The sequence below is a fragment of the Pantoea deleyi genome, from assembly GCF_022647325.1.
Lineage (GTDB): Bacteria > Pseudomonadota > Gammaproteobacteria > Enterobacterales > Enterobacteriaceae > Pantoea > Pantoea deleyi.
In genome coordinates, this window is record NZ_CP071407.1 from 226965 (window position 1) to 242488 (window position 15524).

The following is a 15524-nucleotide window of genomic DNA, read 5'->3' on the forward strand; positions in this document are numbered from 1 at the left end:
TGACAACCGCCGTTAAAGTTCAAAAAAACGCCGCCGATAGAGGATAAAGGGAGCACCACATTCACAGGGAGGGCAAGAAACAGGTAAATTTTCAGGGGAACCACGATGGCCAGTCAGGTAACACATAAAAAAAAGATGAGCACCCGCACGCAGATGCTGGTCATGGGCGGGCTGACAATAATGCTGGGATTCAGCGTCACCATTGGTGTCCTGAGCTGGCAGTCGGCCGGTGAGCAGAAGTCGCTGGCAGAGAAGTATCTGCAGCAGATTGCTCAGAGCCGTGCGCTTCAGGTTCAGCAGGAGCTGAGTCATGCGCGCGATGTGGCGAACCACCTCGGACAAAGCGTCATTGCTTTACCCCACGCCGGGATCGGCGATCGTAAAGTGGTCGATAAGGTGATGGAGTATGCGCTGCGCGCTAACCCGGATTATCTGTCGATGTCCGTGACCTTTGAACAGAACGCCTTTGACGGACGCGATGCGGAGTTTGCGAAGCTGCCCGGTCAGGCACCTGAAGGCCGCTATGCCTGGTTTGTGGACCGCGATACCGCCGGCAACTACGTGATGCATCCGCTCGACTCATTCCTGACGCCTGGCGACGGGGATTACTACCTGGTGCCGCATAAGGCCGGAAAAGACACACTGATCGAACCCTACAGCTACGCCTATAACGGCGTCCCCACGCTGCTGACCTCTGTCGCCTCAGTGATTTTCGAGCAGGGCGCCCTCAAAGCAATCGTTACCGCCGATATCTCGCTGGCCTCCCTGCAGCAGAAAGTGAACCAGATTAAACCCTGGCAGGGCACCGGTTATGCCCTGTTGCTCTCGAATGGCGGCAAGGTGGTCTCCTCCCCGGTGAAAGAAGAAGCCGGAAAAGTGTGGAACGGCGAGAAAGACAATTTTACCCCGAACGTCGTCGAACATTTCGATCCGGTACTGGGTGAAAAGGCCCTGATGACCTGGCAGCCGGTGGTGATCGGCAACAGCGACAAACCCTGGTATCTCGGCGTGGTGGCACCGGTGAGTCAGGTGATGGCCGCCGCTAACCGCCAGCTGATGTGGGCGGTGCTGCTGATGGTGGTCAGTATTCTGCTGGTCGGCACCGTACTCGGCATGCTCTTCAGCCGTAAAGTGTTAAGGCCGATTGGCGGTGAGCCCATCGAGGCGGCGAACATTGCGCTGGCCGTGGCAGACGGCCGACTGGACAACACCATCAGCGTGAAGAAGGGCGATAGTCACAGCCTCTTCTTCGCCCTGCAAACGATGCAGAATCAGCTGCGTGAGATCGTCGGCCAGATCAAAGATGCCAGCGAATCGGTGCGGCAGGGCGCGGGCGAAATCGCCAGCGGCAACCTTAATCTGGCCTCGCGCACCGAAGAACAGGCCGCCGCGCTGGAGCAGACCGCTGCCAGCATGGAGCAGATCAGCGCCACCATCCGGCTCAACGCCGACAACGCTAAACAGGCGACCAGCCTGACTGAAAACGCCACCCACATCGCCAGCCGCGGGGCCACGCTGGTGGGCGAGGTGGTGCAGACGATGGCGCAGATCGATGACAGCTCGAAGAAGATCGGCGACATTACCACCATGATCAACAGCATCGCGTTCCAGACCAATATTCTGGCTCTGAACGCGGCGGTGGAAGCGGCGCGGGCAGGCGAGCAGGGGCGCGGCTTTGCCGTAGTGGCCTCAGAGGTGCGTAACCTGGCGCAGCGCAGTGCGAACGCGGTGAAAGAGATTGGCGCCCTGATCGAGGAGTCGAGCGTCAGAGTCGAAAGTGGCGTCCGGCTGGTGAACGATGCCGGCCAGACCATGCAGGCGATGATGCACGCCGTCAGTTCGGTGCAGGGGATCATTGGCGAGATGGTAACGGCCTCCGATGAACAGGCCCGCGGTATCAGCCAGATCACCATTGCCGTCAATGAGATGGACGGCACCACCCAGCAGAACGCCGCGCTGGTGCAGCAGATGTCGGCGGCCGCCAGCTCGCTGGAAGATCAGGCCCAGCAGCTGGCGCAGTCGGTCGAGCAGTTCCACCTGGCGTAACATCCTGCATGCCGCCGCATCTGAAAAGTGCGGCGGCTCAGGAGGTGCGCGTGCGCCGCAGGATACATACGCCCCTGAGGCGTGTGCAGGCGCGTCGCCTTAAGCCGGTCAGCCGCTGACCGCCGTGCATCACTGCTCCGTCAGCCGCACACCGCTGCTGGCATCAAACAGGTGCATCTTCTCCGGATTCACGGTCACCGGCAGCGTACCACCCGGCACCGCGTCGCTGCGTCCGCTGAGCTGCATATGCAGCGGAAAACCCTGCCAGTTGAGATGCAACAGGGTAGACTCGCCGGTGATCTCCACGATGCTGACCGTGGCTGGCTGCCCGCTGACATCGCTGATCAGATCGTGCGGGCGCACGCCCAGCGTGACCGGCTGATTGGCCTGCCGCTGCGCGGCATCATGCCAGCGATGCGGCAACGGCAGCCACTGTTCACCACAGCGCAGCCCCGGCAGGCCATCCCGCTTCTCAAAGCGGGCCGCCAGCAGATTCATCGGCGGTGAACCGATAAACCGCGCCACAAAGGTGTTAACCGGGCGATCATAAATCGCCAGCGGCGCACCCTGCTGCACAATCACGCCCTCTTTCATCACCACGATCTGATCTGCCAGCGTCATCGCTTCGACCTGATCGTGTGTCACATACACCATCGTGGTTTTGAAACGCTGATGCAGCGATTTGATCTCGGCACGCAGCTCCATTCTTAGCTGTGCATCCAGGTTCGAGAGCGGCTCATCAAACAGAAAGACCTGCGGATTTCGCACCATCGCCCGGCCCATCGCCACGCGCTGCCGCTGGCCGCCCGACAGCGCGCGGGGATAGCGCTGCAGCAGCTGATCGATGCCCAGAATCGCCGCGATACGGGCGATTTTGCTTTTCTGCTCCTCGCGCTTCACCTTCTTCACCTGCATGTGAAAAGCCAGGTTTTCGGCCACGGTAAGATGCGGGTAGAGCGCATAGCTCTGAAACACCATGGCGATGTCGCGGTCAGCCGGATCGAGGTCGTTGATGCGTTTCTGGTCCAGCATGATCGCTCCGTCAGAGACGGTATCCAGCCCGGCCAGCAGCCGCAGCAGGGTCGATTTACCGCAGCCGGACGGGCCGACCAGCACGGTGAAACTGCCGTCGGGAATGGTTAAATCCAGCGGATGCAGCACGCTCTGTTTACCGTAGCGCTTCGCCACCTGTACAAGTTCAACACGGGCCATAATCAGCGCACCTCATTGGAAAGTTGGAGTTGTTGCCAGCTGGGGTAGCGGCGGGGAGAGCTGCTTATCGCCTGGGACGCCACATCGATGCCCCAGCGCAGCGCAGTATGGGAGGGCTGACCGTAGAGCAGCGCGGCGAGAAAGCCGGCATTGAAACTGTCACCGGCGCCGATGGTGTCGACCACCGTCACCGGCTGCGCGGCGGCATACTGCACCGAGGCGGCTGACCAGAGCCGTGCGCCCTCAGCGCCGCACTTGATCACGCAGCCGCCGCGACCGCTGAGCCGCGCGGCCAGCCAGGCTCCGCTTTCGTCCAGCCGCGCCGCACCCGTTAACCCCAGCGCTTCCACCTCGTTCAGGAGCAGCCAGTCGCACGCCGCCAGCCAGTGGCCGACGTGCAGGCGGACTTCATTGCTCCAGCCTGCGGGCGGCCAGCCGGTATCCACGGCCACGCAGAAGCCGCGCTGCTGCAGCGTCGCCAGCAGCGTCGGGTAGTGCTGATAGAGTTCAAGACAGAGAAACGTGCCGCACAGCAGCACGATGTCGCCCGGCACCGCCTGCACGGGCAGCTGTGCCAGCACATCCTCTGCGGTCAGCACGGTAATATGACCATAATTGCTGAGAAAGGATCGCTCGTTATCGGGATGGGTCACCCCGACCGTCAGTGAAGTTTCACAGGGGTAGCGCGGCCAGTGGGCGGCGCTGTGGGGAAAGTGGCTGGCAAGCCAGTGACTGAACCCGTCGTCGCCCTGATTCGCGATAGCCCTGTGAGGCACCTGCATCGCCTCCAGCGCCAGCGCGCAGTTTCCGGCGGAGCCACCGGGGCGTAACTCGCTGTGCTGCAGCATCACTTCCGTGCCGCGCTGCGGCCACTCGCCGAGCGTGCTCATGATTAAATCGACATTGATATTGCCCACCACATAGAGGGTGGATGCGGTAGTCCCGATCATGATTATCCCTTACTTCCGCCGCTGGTGAGACCGCTGACCAGCGTCTTTTGCAGCCAGATGGCGATGAACAGTGGCGGCACCGACGCCAGAATACCGATCGCCGCGATCAGCCCATCGTCGGTCGCGCGTCCGGCCGTAAAACCCGCGATGGCGACCGGCAGGGTCTGTGCCGAAATATTGCTGGTAAAGAGCAGCGCATAGAAAAACTCATCCCAGGCCAGCAGCCAGCCAAACAGGGCCGCCGCGCCCAGCACCGGTTTAGCCAGCGGCAGCGTGATGCGCAGCAGCACCTGCCAGAAACGCAGGCCATCCAGACGCGCAGCCTGTTCGATATCGCGCGGCAGCGCGTCGAACTGGTTTTTCAGCATCCAGGTCAGAAATGGCAGGATCAGCGAGCAGTAGACCATCACCAGGCCGGGGCGGGTATTGAGCAGCCCGAGCTGCTGCAGCAGAAAGTAGAGCGGCAGCACAAAGGCCACGGGCGGCACCATATAGATTGCCAGCGCACCGGACAGCCAGGCCTCGCGGCCGCTGTAGCGGGAGAAGCTGAACGCCGCCGGTATCGCCAGCAGCAGCGAAATCGCCGTGGCGACGGTGGCGACCAGCAGGCTGTTCCCCAGCGCGTGCAGAAAAATCGTGCCCGGCTGGTTCGGTGCCAGCGAAATCAGCCCCTGATATCGGCTGAAATCCCACTGACGCGGCAGCCACTCAAGCGGCACACGCGACAGGTCGCTGGCCGAGCTGACGCTCATCAGAAACAGCCAGCCCATCGGCGCCAGTATAGAGATCGCAACCAGCAGCGCGGCCCCGTAACGCAGCACCCGGCGCAGTTTAGTTTTCATAGGCGGCACTCCGGCGGCGCTGATGCCACAACATCAGCAGATAGATCGTGATCAGCAGGGCGCACATCAGGGTCATCAGTATCGCGTAGGCGGCACCGCTGCCGGCGCGCAGGTAGCTGAACGACTCCTGATAGACGAAAAAACTCAGGGTTTTAGTGCTGTCGACCGGCCCGCCGCGCGTCATCACATAGATGATGTCGAAAATCTTGAAGGCATCGATGGTGCGTAACACCAGCGCCACGCCCAGCGGCGCCACGATCGCCGGGAAGGTAATCGCCCGGAAACGACGCCAGGCAGAGGCACCATCCAGCCTGGCGGCTTCAAACAGATCGTCCGGAATCGACTGCAGGGCCGCCAGCACTAGCAGGGTAACCAGCGGGTAGTTTTTCCAGATATCCGCGAACATCACCGCGTTCAGGGCGGCATCCGGCGATCCCAGCCAGCTGCGATAGCCATCAAGGATGCCGAGCTGCGTGAGCAGGGCGTTGATGCTGCCATAATCGGGATTGAAGTTGAGCCGCCACATCATCGCATTGACGATGGTCGGCAGCGCCCAGGGCAGGATCACCAGCACCCGCAGGACGTTGCGTCCGACAAATCTCTGGTTGAGCAGCAGGGCCACCAGCACGCCGATGACGCCTTCGATTGAGACGGAGACCACGGTGAAGTAGAGCGTGCGCCAGATCGACGCCCGGAAATCGGGATCGCCGAGCGCATAGAGATAGTTATCCAGCCCTGTCCAGACCGGCGCCTCACCGCTGCCGATCAGCGCAGCATCGGTAAAGCTCAGCCAGATAGTGCGCACCAGGGGCCAGGCGGTGAGCAGCAGCATCACCAGCAGCATGGGTGCCAGCAGCACCCATGCCTGACGCTGTTCGCGTTGACGCAGACTCAGCATCATCACTCCTTAACGCAGCCGGGCGGCGCTTTTATCCACGGTCGCCATCGCATCCTGGGCCGGGATTTTCCCCAGTAATACCTGCTGCAACTGCTGCTGAAGCTGGTTCGAAAGACGGGAGTACTCAGCGGTTTCCGGACGTGACAGCATCACGTTCAGCGATTTATCCGCCGCCGCGATCAGGCTCTCCTGACCTTTTTTCACCGCCTCATCCTGATAAGAAGATTTCCAGATCGGCAGGCTCAGCTTCGCGTACTGATTCTGCACGGGCTGAGAGGTCATATACTGAATGTACTGCCAGGCCTGATCGGAATGGGTGCTGCCTTTGGCGATCCCCAGCCCCATCGAACCATTCACCGCCCCGACCTTGCCCGGCGCGTCACCCGGCGCAGGCATAATGCCCACATCGCCCGCGACTTTACTCTGCCTGGGATCGTTCGCCATGTTGTACATGTAGGTCCAGTTCAGTGCGAACGCCGCATCGCCGTTAGAGAACGATTTCCGGACATCCTCTTCCAGATATTCGCGCGAAGCCGGGTTGCTCAGCCCCTCATCGAGCGAGCTTTTCATCAGGTTCAGCGCCTTCAGGGAGGCCGGGCCGGAGAAGCTGAGCTTGCCATTCTGATAGAACTGCCCGCCGAAGCCGGACACCAGCGTGGTGTAGTCGCACACCAGCGCTTCGGCCTGCGACCAGCTCCAGACCAGCGGATAGGTGACGATCTGCTTCTGCTTGATGATTTTCGCGTCATCCAGAACCTGCTGCCAGGTCTGCGGCGGGGTAGTAATGCCCGCTTTCGCCAGCATCGCCTTGTTGTAATAAAGGTATTTGGTGTCCAGGATCCACGGCATGCCCAGGGTTTTGCCTTTATAGATCACCGTGTTCATTGCGCCCGGAAAGACGTTCTGTTTCTCCGCAGGCGTGATGCGGGCGCTGACATCCTGCAGCAGGTCGAAACGGGCAAACTCGGCCGGCCAGATGGCGTCAAACAGCACCACATCATAGCCATTACCGCCTGCACCGCGCGCCGCCACAATTTTGTCGTGCAGCGCTTCATAAGGCACAAACTCAAGATTAACGCTGATATCGGGATGCTGCTGCTGGAAACTCTGCGTCATCGCGCGGATATCATTTTCGCTATAGGCCGCCTGGGTCATAAACAGGGCATTGATCTGGCTGGCCGCCGCCGCACTGCCTGCGCTTAACAGCAGTAAGGCAGCAAAACCGGCTTTCAGTTGGGGGATGTAATGCTGTGACATGCTCTTCTCCACTATGCAGCAACAAGCTGTCGGTTAATTAAATCAATTTGATTGATTTAATCCGGGGCGTAAAACGGGCCACTTTGTGAAAGGGCCTGAGAGACAGAAGCAAACGGCGTGCCACTCATCTCGCGGATAGTGAACAACACCGTAACAACGCTGAAACACAGACTGCGCTTTTATGGCAAAATTGCCTATCGCAACGCGCCAGAATTGCGTACAGCATCAAAGATATTGTTTGCCCGCAGGCCCCTGGCCCCCAATACTGTCAGGCGCCGCTGTAATGGAAAACACCATGAAAACCTCGGGAACCAACCTTGAACATGCGCGGGCACACAACCGGCGTGTGGTAATCGAAGCCATCCGCCTGCACGGGGAGCTGACCCGTGCCGAACTGGCCCGCATGACCTCGCTGACGCCGCAGACCGTGTCGAATATCGTGGCCGAACTGGAGCAGGCCGGATTGCTGACCAGCCGCCAGCCGCGCCGCAGCGGACGGGGCCAGCCCTCGATTCCGGTCACGCTCAATCCCACCAGTGCCTGGTCCATCGGTATTCATCTTGATCATCAGACGCTGCTGCTGGTGCTAGTCGATCTCAGCGGCGAAGTCCACTTCCGCCGCCTTGTGATGGTGCAGAAGCCCCAGCCGGCTGCCACGCTGGCGTGCATTGCCGGCGTGCTGGCGGAGATGCGCCTTTTCCTGGGCACGAAGTGGCAGAAGGTGCTGGGCATTGGCGTGGTGATGCCGGGGCCGTTTGGCGTGGAGGGCATCTCCTCGGTCGGGCCGACCACGCTGAACGGCTGGGAGCAGGTCGATATCGAGGCGGAACTGGCTGCCATCAGCGGTCTGCCGGTCACGCTGGAAAACGATGCCACGGTCGCCGCCATCGGCGAACGCTTTCACGGCTGCGCCCGTCACCTCAACTCCTTTATCTATCTCTATATCGGCACCGGACTGGGCGCCGGGATCTTTACCGACGGTCATATCTACACCGGTCACGCCCACAACGCAGGAGAAATCGGCCATATCGTGGTGGCACCGGGCGGGCGGGCCTGTTACTGCGGTAATCAGGGGTGTCTGGAGCGCTATGTTTCGCTGCAGGCTGCCTATGAGTTCTGCGGCCTCGATCCGATGCGGGCGCTGCCGGAAGATCTCCTGCAGATCGACCCTGCGCGCTTCACCGCCTGGATTGAGAGCGTGACCACGCCGCTGCGCCAGGCGATCAATATTCTGGAGTCGGTGTTTGATGCTGAGGCGGTGATTATCGGCGGCATGATGCCTGCGCCGTTACTGGAACAGATGATTGAGCGGCTGCCACCTCTCTATCAGTCGGTACGCGGGCGTTATCTTCTGGATATGCGACTGAAGCGGGGCATGACCGGCAGCGACACGGCGGCGCTGGGTGCGGCCGCCTTGCCGATTTTCGATGAGTTTAACCCGCAGTTTCAGGTGCTGATGAAGTAGGCGGGAAAACGGGCGCGGTTGCGGACAACAGCGCCCACGGGATTAACCCGGGAAGATACCGCGATCTTTACGCGCCATCAGAATGCGCTCACAGGCCACGATGTAGGCCGCGGTGCGCAGCGAGCACGCTTTCTCCTTCGATTTCTCCCAGACGTGCACCATCGCTTCCGTCATGATCTTATCGGAGCGGCGGTTGATCTCCTCTTCGCTCCAGAAGAAGCTGGCCATATCCTGCACCCATTCGAAGTAACTCACGGTCACCCCGCCCGCGTTACAGACCACATCCGGCACCACGATGATGCCGCGTGTAGCCAGCATGTCATCCGCATCCGGATAGGTCGGGCCATTCGCGCCTTCCAGCACCAGCTTACAGCTCAGGATTTCTGCACGTTCACGGGTAATCTGCCCTTCCAGTGCGGCCGGGATCAGGATATCCATTTCGGTGGTCCAGAACGCCTCTTTCTCAATGTCCTGCGCGCCAGGGAAACCGGCAATCTGCTTGTGAGCGATCTGCCATTCGGTCAGCGCTGCCATATTAATGCCATCGGCGTTGAACAGCGTGGCGGTGTGGTCCTGAATCACCACCACACGCGCACCGGCTTCATCAAACAGACGGGCCGCTTCGCTGCCGACGTTACCGAAGCCCTGCACGGCCACGCGGGCACCTTCGATCTCGATGCCTGCGCGGCGCGCCACTTCGCGTCCGGTGATGAATACGCCACGGCCGGTGGCTTTTTCACGCCCCAGTGAGCCGCCCAGGTGAATCGGTTTGCCGGTGACGACGCCCGTCACGGTGGTGCCGAGGTTCATGGAGTAAGTATCCATCATCCACGCCATCACTTTGCTGTTGGTGCCGACGTCCGGTGCCGGAATATCTTTCTGCGGCCCGATGATGATACCGATTTCGCTGGTGTAGCGGCGGGTCAGACGCTCCAGTTCGCTCTCGGAGAGTTTAAACGGATCGACACGGATGCCGCCCTTGGCACCGCCGTAAGGCAGGTTTACCGCCGCACATTTAATGGTCATCCAGGCGGAGAGCGCCATCACTTCATTAAGATCAACGTCCGGGTGATAGCGGATCCCCCCTTTACCGGGGCCGCGCGAAAGGTTGTGCTGAACGCGATAGCCTTCGAAGTGACGAATCGAGCCATCATCCATCTGCAGGGGAATATCGACAATCAACGCGCGTTTAGGATGACGCAAAGTATCTATCCAACGTGAAAGGTCGCCCAGATAGGGCGCAACCCGGTCGATTTGCTGCAGATAGGTGGACCAGGCAGATGTGCTGCTTTCAGACGCATAAGATAACTTATCCATAAAAAACCTTTCTTAATGAAGTTATTTATTGTGTGGAGCCGTGGATGGTAAGCGCATTGTAGGGCGCGGACATAATCTAACACTCCTGAAACAAATAAGATGTGGCATCCGACAGGCCAGAAGGGCGCTATGCCTCTTTTTGGGGCGGCGTAAGTGAATAGATCGATGAATAAGCCTGCTCAGTCGCGAATAATGATGCGCCCGGAGTGCGTATTTGCTGCATAGAGGGGAAAATATCGCTATCTTTCAATTCCTTGAAGGTGTTCAAAAAGTTAAATAATTGATCGCAACCATGTTGACTTTACTGCACCAATTAGGTGCATGAATATAAGTAATCAACGCATTACATAATGTAATGGAAAGGGCAGGATTTGCGCAGGGGAATCAGTGAGTTAAACATGGCGCGGGCGAAAGGTGTCCGGAGCGCCACACGCGCAGGCCAGCCCGGCGGGCTGACCCGTTGTGTTACTGCCGCAGAGCCTGTTCGGCCTCGTCGAGTTCCTGGCGGGCTTCGGCCAGTTTCTCTTCCCGCTTCTGGATTTTGCTGGCGCTGCGTCCTTCCGCTTTTGCTTTTGCCAGCGCCTGTTCGCGCTCCCCGACCTTACGCTTTTTCTCCGCCACCTTTTCCTGACGCTGCTTCAGCAGGCCGCTCCCGGTGCAGTGCTGCTCCACTTCACGCAGCGCCTTTTCAAGGCCGGCAGCCTGCTGGCTGTTGTTGTGCTGCCGGGCAAAAGCGAGTTGTGTCTCGATCGCCTGCTTTTTAGCGGCACAGCCGGTCAGGTCAGAAGCCGCATGCGCAGCGGTGAAGGTAAGGGGTAACAGGCAGAGGCCAAAGGCCAGTAATCTCTTTTTCATCAGCGTCTCGTCAATGAGTCAGGGTTGAGCCACCAGTATACGCAGCCACCTTAAGAGCGTCTTAACGGAAAAAAATATTGTCTGGCGGGAAAAAGCGGGACAGACGCTGCCTGCGATCAGGCAGCGCTGGATGCGGAAGTGTGGGAAAACAGCAGATTGCGATCGGGGCCGGAAAGCATGATCGGATGCCCCGCCTGAGATTCCTGTTCGAAGTAGTCCTGCATCGCCTGACTGATGCCGGCACCACACCACATCACATGGTGCTCATGGTTCTGGATTTTCGTGGCAGGCTTACCGCTTGCCCGGGCGTCAACCGCCACATCGAAGCCCATCGCCGTCAGACGAATCGCTTCCAGCCAGATCTCCGTTTTATCCAGCACGCTGACCGCTTCCAGAAACAGCGGAACGGCGGTGACGCTACGCGACGAGGCGCGCTTCACCCGGCCCGCCTGCTGCAGTACGGTCTGCTCGAAACGATCGAGGCGGCGCGCGGCGCCCTGACGCTGGTCCGCATGGAGCCAGCTGCTCAGCGGCCGCAGCAGATTGATGATGAAGTCATCGCCGCTGTAGTTGCTGGCCATATGGTGCATCTGACGGGAGAGCGACAGCGGGGTGCCGAACTCCAGCTGCCAGAGCATGTCGCCTTTACGCGCCGCCCAGCCTTGTGTCTTCACCGTCGAGGCCGCCTGCTGACTCTGCCGGATCTCCTCCAGCGTGGCGCCTGTAGCCGTTAAGTTGATCAGGGTGTGAATTTCGCGGAGGTGATCGTCACTCCAGCTTTCCGCATCCGCCTGTGCCGTCAGTAAACCCTGCTTCATCCAGCGTTTCAGGTTCGCGGGATGGGTGCCGGTAAACGCACAGATCGTATCAGTCGTATGAAATTGCATATCGAACCCTCTGTTGAGGGAATGGCCGCCGGGAAGGCCCCGGGGATGAACCTCTACTATGAACCTGATCAGGCTGAATTGACAGGGGCAGCACAGAGGAAAATCGCCGCGCAGCCGTTTGCAGAGGCGAGATCGGGTCTTATCCGGCCAGAGAAATCAGGCGGATCAAGAGGTTAAAACGCGCGCCCGCTGGTGACAAAAAGACTGTGTATATATTCAGTAAAAAAACTTTACGTAAATTGTCACAACAGGCCCGCTTTTCAGGCACTTTTTAAGAGCATGCCGACTTCGGCCCCCTTACATCCGGCCGGGAACCCGCTAAAATAGTCGGTTCTGACAATCAGGAGAATGAGTGCCAAATGCGTTATCGTTTTACTCTCGCCGTTGTAACGGTTGCCGCTGTACTGACCGGCTGTGCGAAACATGCCCCTGCCGATGCAGCCGATGAATTTGCTGCTGGCCCGACGCAGATCGATGTCTCCCATATCAAAACCCGTGCAGATGATGGCTCCAGCGTATTCCTGACGGTAGATGGGAAAGAGGCCGGAAAACTGCCTAACGGGGAAAGCAAGCTGCTGCATGTGCCTGCGGGCAAGCATCAGGTGGGTGGCTATGTGGCCACGCTGTTTGGCCTGGGCAGAGTGACGATTGCCCCGATAGAAGTGACCACGTCACCGGAAGATGTCAAAAAAGTGGCTTATACGGTGACGCGTAACAAAGCGGCCTTTGTTGAAAGCAAAGGCGAGCAGGGCTGATGGAACGCTGGCGGAGAGCCACGCTCTCCGCTGGACACGCAAGGGCTACAAGCCGAGATCGCTCAGCGACGGATGGTCGTCTGGGCGTCGTCCCTGAGGCCAGTGAAACAGCCGCTGCGCCTCGCTGATTTTCAGATCATTGATGCTGGCAAAGCGCTGCTTCATCAGCCCCTGCGCATCAAACGCCCAGTTCTCATTGCCGTATGAGCGATACCACTGCTGATTATCGTCGTGCCACTCATAGGCAAAACGCACCGCAATCCGGTTCTGATCAAAACTCCACAGCTCCTTAATCAGCCGGTACGCGTGCTCCCGCTGCCACTTCTGCTGCAGAAAAGCGACGATTTCAGCCCGGCCGATCAGAAAGGTATCGCGATTGCGCCACTGACTGTCCACGGAGTAGGCCAGTGCGACCCGCTCCGCATCGCGGCTGTTCCAGCCATCTTCGGCCAGCCGGACTTTCTCCCTCGCCTGTTCGGGGCGGGTAAAGGGCGGTAAAGGCGGACGTGATTGTTCCAACGTTTTCTCCTTAGCATGGCCGCTCAGCGTATGAAGCCTCAGCAGGTGACGATCAGAGTTCGAGCGCGTGGATCTGGCAGACCGCCCGCGCCGCTTCCTGGCCTTTTTTCACGAAGTGGTGCGTGTAGAAGTCGATGAATTCGGCAGAGGGCTGGAAATTATGCGGCGTGAGCGACACGGAGAAGACTGGCACGTTGGTCGCCAGCTGCGCCTGCATCAGGCCACTGACTACCGCCTGGGCGACGAAATCGTGACGGTAGATTCCGCCATCCACCACCAGAGCCGCACAGACGATCGCATCATATTTGCCGGTCTGCGCCAGACGTTGCGCCAGCAGCGGCATTTCAAAAGCGCCCGGCACATCCCATGTCCTGATCTCGCAGGTCGCACCGCGGCTCTCCATTTCCTGTTCAAAGCCGGTCAGGACCTGTGAAACGATTTCGCTATGCCAGTTAGCTTTGATAAAGGCGACTTTCAACGGCTGCATGACGTACTCCAGTAAAAGATAATATCCAGTGGTAACGGGCCAGATTAGCCTTCTGGCCCCGAATCGAAAAGGGCGTCTGACAGGCCGTTAACCTGCTGACAGCCTTCACTATACTGCAATGTAAAGAGTCTGTGTCCATGATTGTTATTTTATGTGAATACCGGAGTGAAGAAACCGCGCCTGCGTAGCGGCGCAGCCCGCCAGAAATCCGGACAAATCGCCCTCTGTACTCTCCCGACCATCGCCCTCTGGCCGCCGTTTGCGTAACCGGTTCCGGTTATGCAATTGCTTAAATAAAATACTGGATATATGAACAGGTAGTTGTATAATAATTGGACTGCCCGCCGGGTATTGGTAGCGTTTTAGTGAGGGGTGAACCCATGATGATTTCGACTGAAAGCCTCAAATCTCTGGAACAATCGGTCACAATGAGCAGCCGTGAACTGGCTCAGATGACCGGCATCACACACGGAGAAGTGAAGCGGTTAATCAAAAGTCTGGAAACGGCGCAGCGTCTCTCCCAGCCACTCAACGTCAGCGAGTATGAGCGGGAAGGGGAAGTGCGTCAGGAGTACCGCCTGAATAAGCGTGATTCGCTGCTGGCCGTGGCTCGCCTGTCGCCGGGCTTCACGGCTGAAGTGCTGGATCGCTGGCAGGACCGGGAAAAGACCACCCATCTTCCAGACTTTACCAATCCGGCCGAAGCGGCGCGTGCCTGGGCGGAGCAGTTTGAACAGCGTCAGGCCGCAGAGCAGCAGCTGGCGCTCTCGGCACCCAAAGCCGCGTTCTTTGATACCTTCGTTGAGGTGGACGACGCGCTGGGTTTCCGTCAGCTCTGCAAGATGCTGAAAGCCAAAGAGCCGGAATTCCGTCAGTTCCTGCTGGAACGCAATATCATGTATCGTGCGAAGGGCATCCTGACGCCGCAGCACTATCACCTGCAGGCCGGCTACTTCACACTGCACACCGGCACGGGTGAAAACCAGCATGCCTTTTCTCAGGCGCGCTTCACCTCCAAAGGGGTGAAATGGGTCGCCAGCTTATGGGCCGGTCATCTCTCTGCGCAGCTGAAAGGGGCAGCCGCCTGAGCGCATACTGACCCGGTGGTGCCGGGCTGACGTCGCTGCGTCCCCCCCGTCAGCCGTCAGCCGTCAGCCAGGGCGCAAAAAAAGCCGCAACACGGTTGCGGCCTTTTTCGATCCCCAAAGAGCCGTTCTTACCATCCTTTGATGGCGTCACCCTTATAGACTTCGTCGGCTTTCGCCGCCACTTCCGGTGACTGCAGCGCCGCTTTCAGCTTCTGGATTTTATCGCTGTCTTTATTCTCTTCGCGTGAAACCAGTGCATTCACGTAAGGCGATGAGGCGCTCTCCATAAACAGGCCGTCGCGGTGCGCTGATAATCCCGCCTGAGCGGAGAAGTTGGTATTGATAATCGACAGGGTCACGTTGGGATCGTCCAGCGTGCGGGTCAGCTGTGGCGTATCCACTTCAACCAGCTTCAGATTCTTTGGATTCTCAATAATATCCAGCGAGGTCGGTAAATAACCCACACCCTCTTTCAGTTTGATCAGACCCTGTGCCTGTAACAGCAGCAGGCTGCGTCCCAGCGTCGTGGCTTCATTAGAAATGGTGATGGTGGCACCATTCTGCAGTTCGCTGATGTTCTTGATCTTGTGCGAATAGGCCGCAATCGGGAAGACAAACGTTTTGCCGACCACGGCAAACTTATAGCCGCGCTCTTTGGACTGCGCCTCCAGATAAGGCAGGCTCTGGAAAGCGTTGGCATCCACTTCTTTATTATTCAGCGCCTCGTTAGGCAGCACATAATCATTGAAGTTGAGAACCTCAACATCAAGTTTGTATTTATCTTTTGCGACCTGCTGAACCACCTGCCAGATCGCCTCATCCGGCCCGGTATTAATGGCAACTTTAACTTTGTTATCGTCATCTTTCGAGCAGGCAGATAATAATAAAACAGAACTGGCGAGTAACGCCGTAAACAGACCTTTCATTATCAGAAATCCCTCAGGTA

The 15524-nt window shown here is 58.8% G+C and carries 15 protein-coding genes; 4 read left to right on the forward strand and 11 right to left on the reverse strand.

Annotated elements, in window-relative coordinates; translation table 11 throughout:
- The first annotated feature begins 105 nt into the window (after nucleotides 1-105).
- On the forward strand, nucleotides 106-2046 hold the full coding sequence (locus tag J1C59_RS20340) for a methyl-accepting chemotaxis protein (RefSeq protein WP_128086697.1): 1941 nt from the start codon (nucleotides 106-108) through the stop codon (nucleotides 2044-2046).
- Between the two features lie 129 nt (nucleotides 2047-2175).
- Here J1C59_RS20340 and J1C59_RS20345 read toward each other — a convergent pair whose 3' ends face one another.
- The 5 genes from J1C59_RS20345 to J1C59_RS20365 are packed head-to-tail and all read right to left on the reverse strand — an operon-like array spanning nucleotide 2176 to nucleotide 7205.
- Nucleotides 2176-3258, reverse strand: a complete 1083-nt coding sequence (locus J1C59_RS20345; RefSeq protein WP_128086696.1) for an ABC transporter ATP-binding protein — start codon at nucleotides 3256-3258, stop codon at nucleotides 2176-2178.
- A 2-nt stretch (nucleotides 3259-3260) separates the two neighbouring features.
- Nucleotides 3261-4208, reverse strand: coding sequence for a carbohydrate kinase family protein (locus J1C59_RS20350; protein WP_140917091.1), 948 nt, complete (start codon nucleotides 4206-4208; stop codon nucleotides 3261-3263).
- Nucleotides 4209-4210: 2 nt separating this feature from the next.
- Nucleotides 4211-5050 (reverse strand): carbohydrate ABC transporter permease, encoded by an 840-nt coding sequence (locus J1C59_RS20355; protein ID WP_128086344.1) that lies wholly within the window; start codon nucleotides 5048-5050, stop codon nucleotides 4211-4213.
- Nucleotides 5040-5948, reverse strand: a complete 909-nt coding sequence (locus J1C59_RS20360) for a carbohydrate ABC transporter permease (RefSeq protein ID WP_128086345.1) — start codon at nucleotides 5946-5948, stop codon at nucleotides 5040-5042. Before J1C59_RS20360 ends, J1C59_RS20355 begins: the two co-directional genes overlap by 11 nt.
- A 9-nt stretch (nucleotides 5949-5957) precedes the next feature.
- Nucleotides 5958-7205: an extracellular solute-binding protein gene (locus J1C59_RS20365; protein WP_140917090.1), complete on the reverse strand. Its 1248-nt coding sequence runs from the start codon at nucleotides 7203-7205 to the stop codon at nucleotides 5958-5960.
- Between the two features lie 295 nt (nucleotides 7206-7500).
- Between J1C59_RS20365 and J1C59_RS20370 the strand changes: the two genes are divergently transcribed.
- Nucleotides 7501-8670: an ROK family transcriptional regulator gene (locus J1C59_RS20370; RefSeq protein ID WP_128086346.1), complete on the forward strand. Its 1170-nt coding sequence runs from the start codon at nucleotides 7501-7503 to the stop codon at nucleotides 8668-8670.
- A gap of 42 nt (nucleotides 8671-8712) precedes the next feature.
- On the opposite strand, the gene J1C59_RS20375 is transcribed toward J1C59_RS20370, so the two are convergent.
- The 3 genes from J1C59_RS20375 to J1C59_RS20385 all read right to left on the reverse strand — a co-directional run bounded on the left by J1C59_RS20375 (nucleotide 8713) and on the right by J1C59_RS20385 (nucleotide 11729).
- Nucleotides 8713-9987: a Glu/Leu/Phe/Val family dehydrogenase gene (locus J1C59_RS20375; RefSeq protein WP_128086347.1), complete on the reverse strand. Its 1275-nt coding sequence runs from the start codon at nucleotides 9985-9987 to the stop codon at nucleotides 8713-8715.
- A gap of 465 nt (nucleotides 9988-10452) precedes the next feature.
- Nucleotides 10453-10842, reverse strand: a complete 390-nt coding sequence (locus J1C59_RS20380; RefSeq protein WP_128086348.1) for a DUF1090 domain-containing protein — start codon at nucleotides 10840-10842, stop codon at nucleotides 10453-10455.
- Between the two features lie 116 nt (nucleotides 10843-10958).
- Nucleotides 10959-11729: a MerR family transcriptional regulator gene (locus J1C59_RS20385; RefSeq protein WP_128086349.1), complete on the reverse strand. Its 771-nt coding sequence runs from the start codon at nucleotides 11727-11729 to the stop codon at nucleotides 10959-10961.
- Nucleotides 11730-12088: 359 nt separating this feature from the next.
- Here J1C59_RS20385 and J1C59_RS20390 point away from each other — a divergent pair, with 359 nt between their 5' ends.
- Nucleotides 12089-12484: a hypothetical protein gene (locus J1C59_RS20390; protein WP_128086350.1), complete on the forward strand. Its 396-nt coding sequence runs from the start codon at nucleotides 12089-12091 to the stop codon at nucleotides 12482-12484.
- Between the two features lie 45 nt (nucleotides 12485-12529).
- Here the strand turns inward: J1C59_RS20390 and J1C59_RS20395 are convergent, their stop codons facing one another.
- Together J1C59_RS20395 and J1C59_RS20400 are read right to left on the reverse strand one after the other, a co-directional pair.
- Nucleotides 12530-13003 carry a nuclear transport factor 2 family protein gene (locus tag J1C59_RS20395; protein WP_128086351.1) on the reverse strand — a complete coding sequence of 158 codons (474 nt, stop codon included), beginning with the start codon at nucleotides 13001-13003 and terminating at the stop codon, nucleotides 12530-12532.
- 52 nt (nucleotides 13004-13055) lie between these two features.
- Complete coding sequence (locus tag J1C59_RS20400) at nucleotides 13056-13490, reverse strand: 6,7-dimethyl-8-ribityllumazine synthase (protein ID WP_128086352.1); 435 nt, start codon at nucleotides 13488-13490, stop codon at nucleotides 13056-13058.
- Between the two features lie 380 nt (nucleotides 13491-13870).
- On the opposite strand from J1C59_RS20400, the gene J1C59_RS20405 reads away from it, so the two are divergent.
- Complete coding sequence (locus tag J1C59_RS20405; RefSeq protein ID WP_128086353.1) at nucleotides 13871-14578, forward strand: phage antirepressor KilAC domain-containing protein; 708 nt, start codon at nucleotides 13871-13873, stop codon at nucleotides 14576-14578.
- Between the two features lie 128 nt (nucleotides 14579-14706).
- Here J1C59_RS20405 and J1C59_RS20410 read toward each other — a convergent pair whose 3' ends face one another.
- On the reverse strand, nucleotides 14707-15504 hold the full coding sequence (locus tag J1C59_RS20410; RefSeq protein ID WP_162287380.1) for a MetQ/NlpA family ABC transporter substrate-binding protein: 798 nt from the start codon (nucleotides 15502-15504) through the stop codon (nucleotides 14707-14709).
- Nucleotides 15505-15524: the final 20 nt, after the last annotated feature.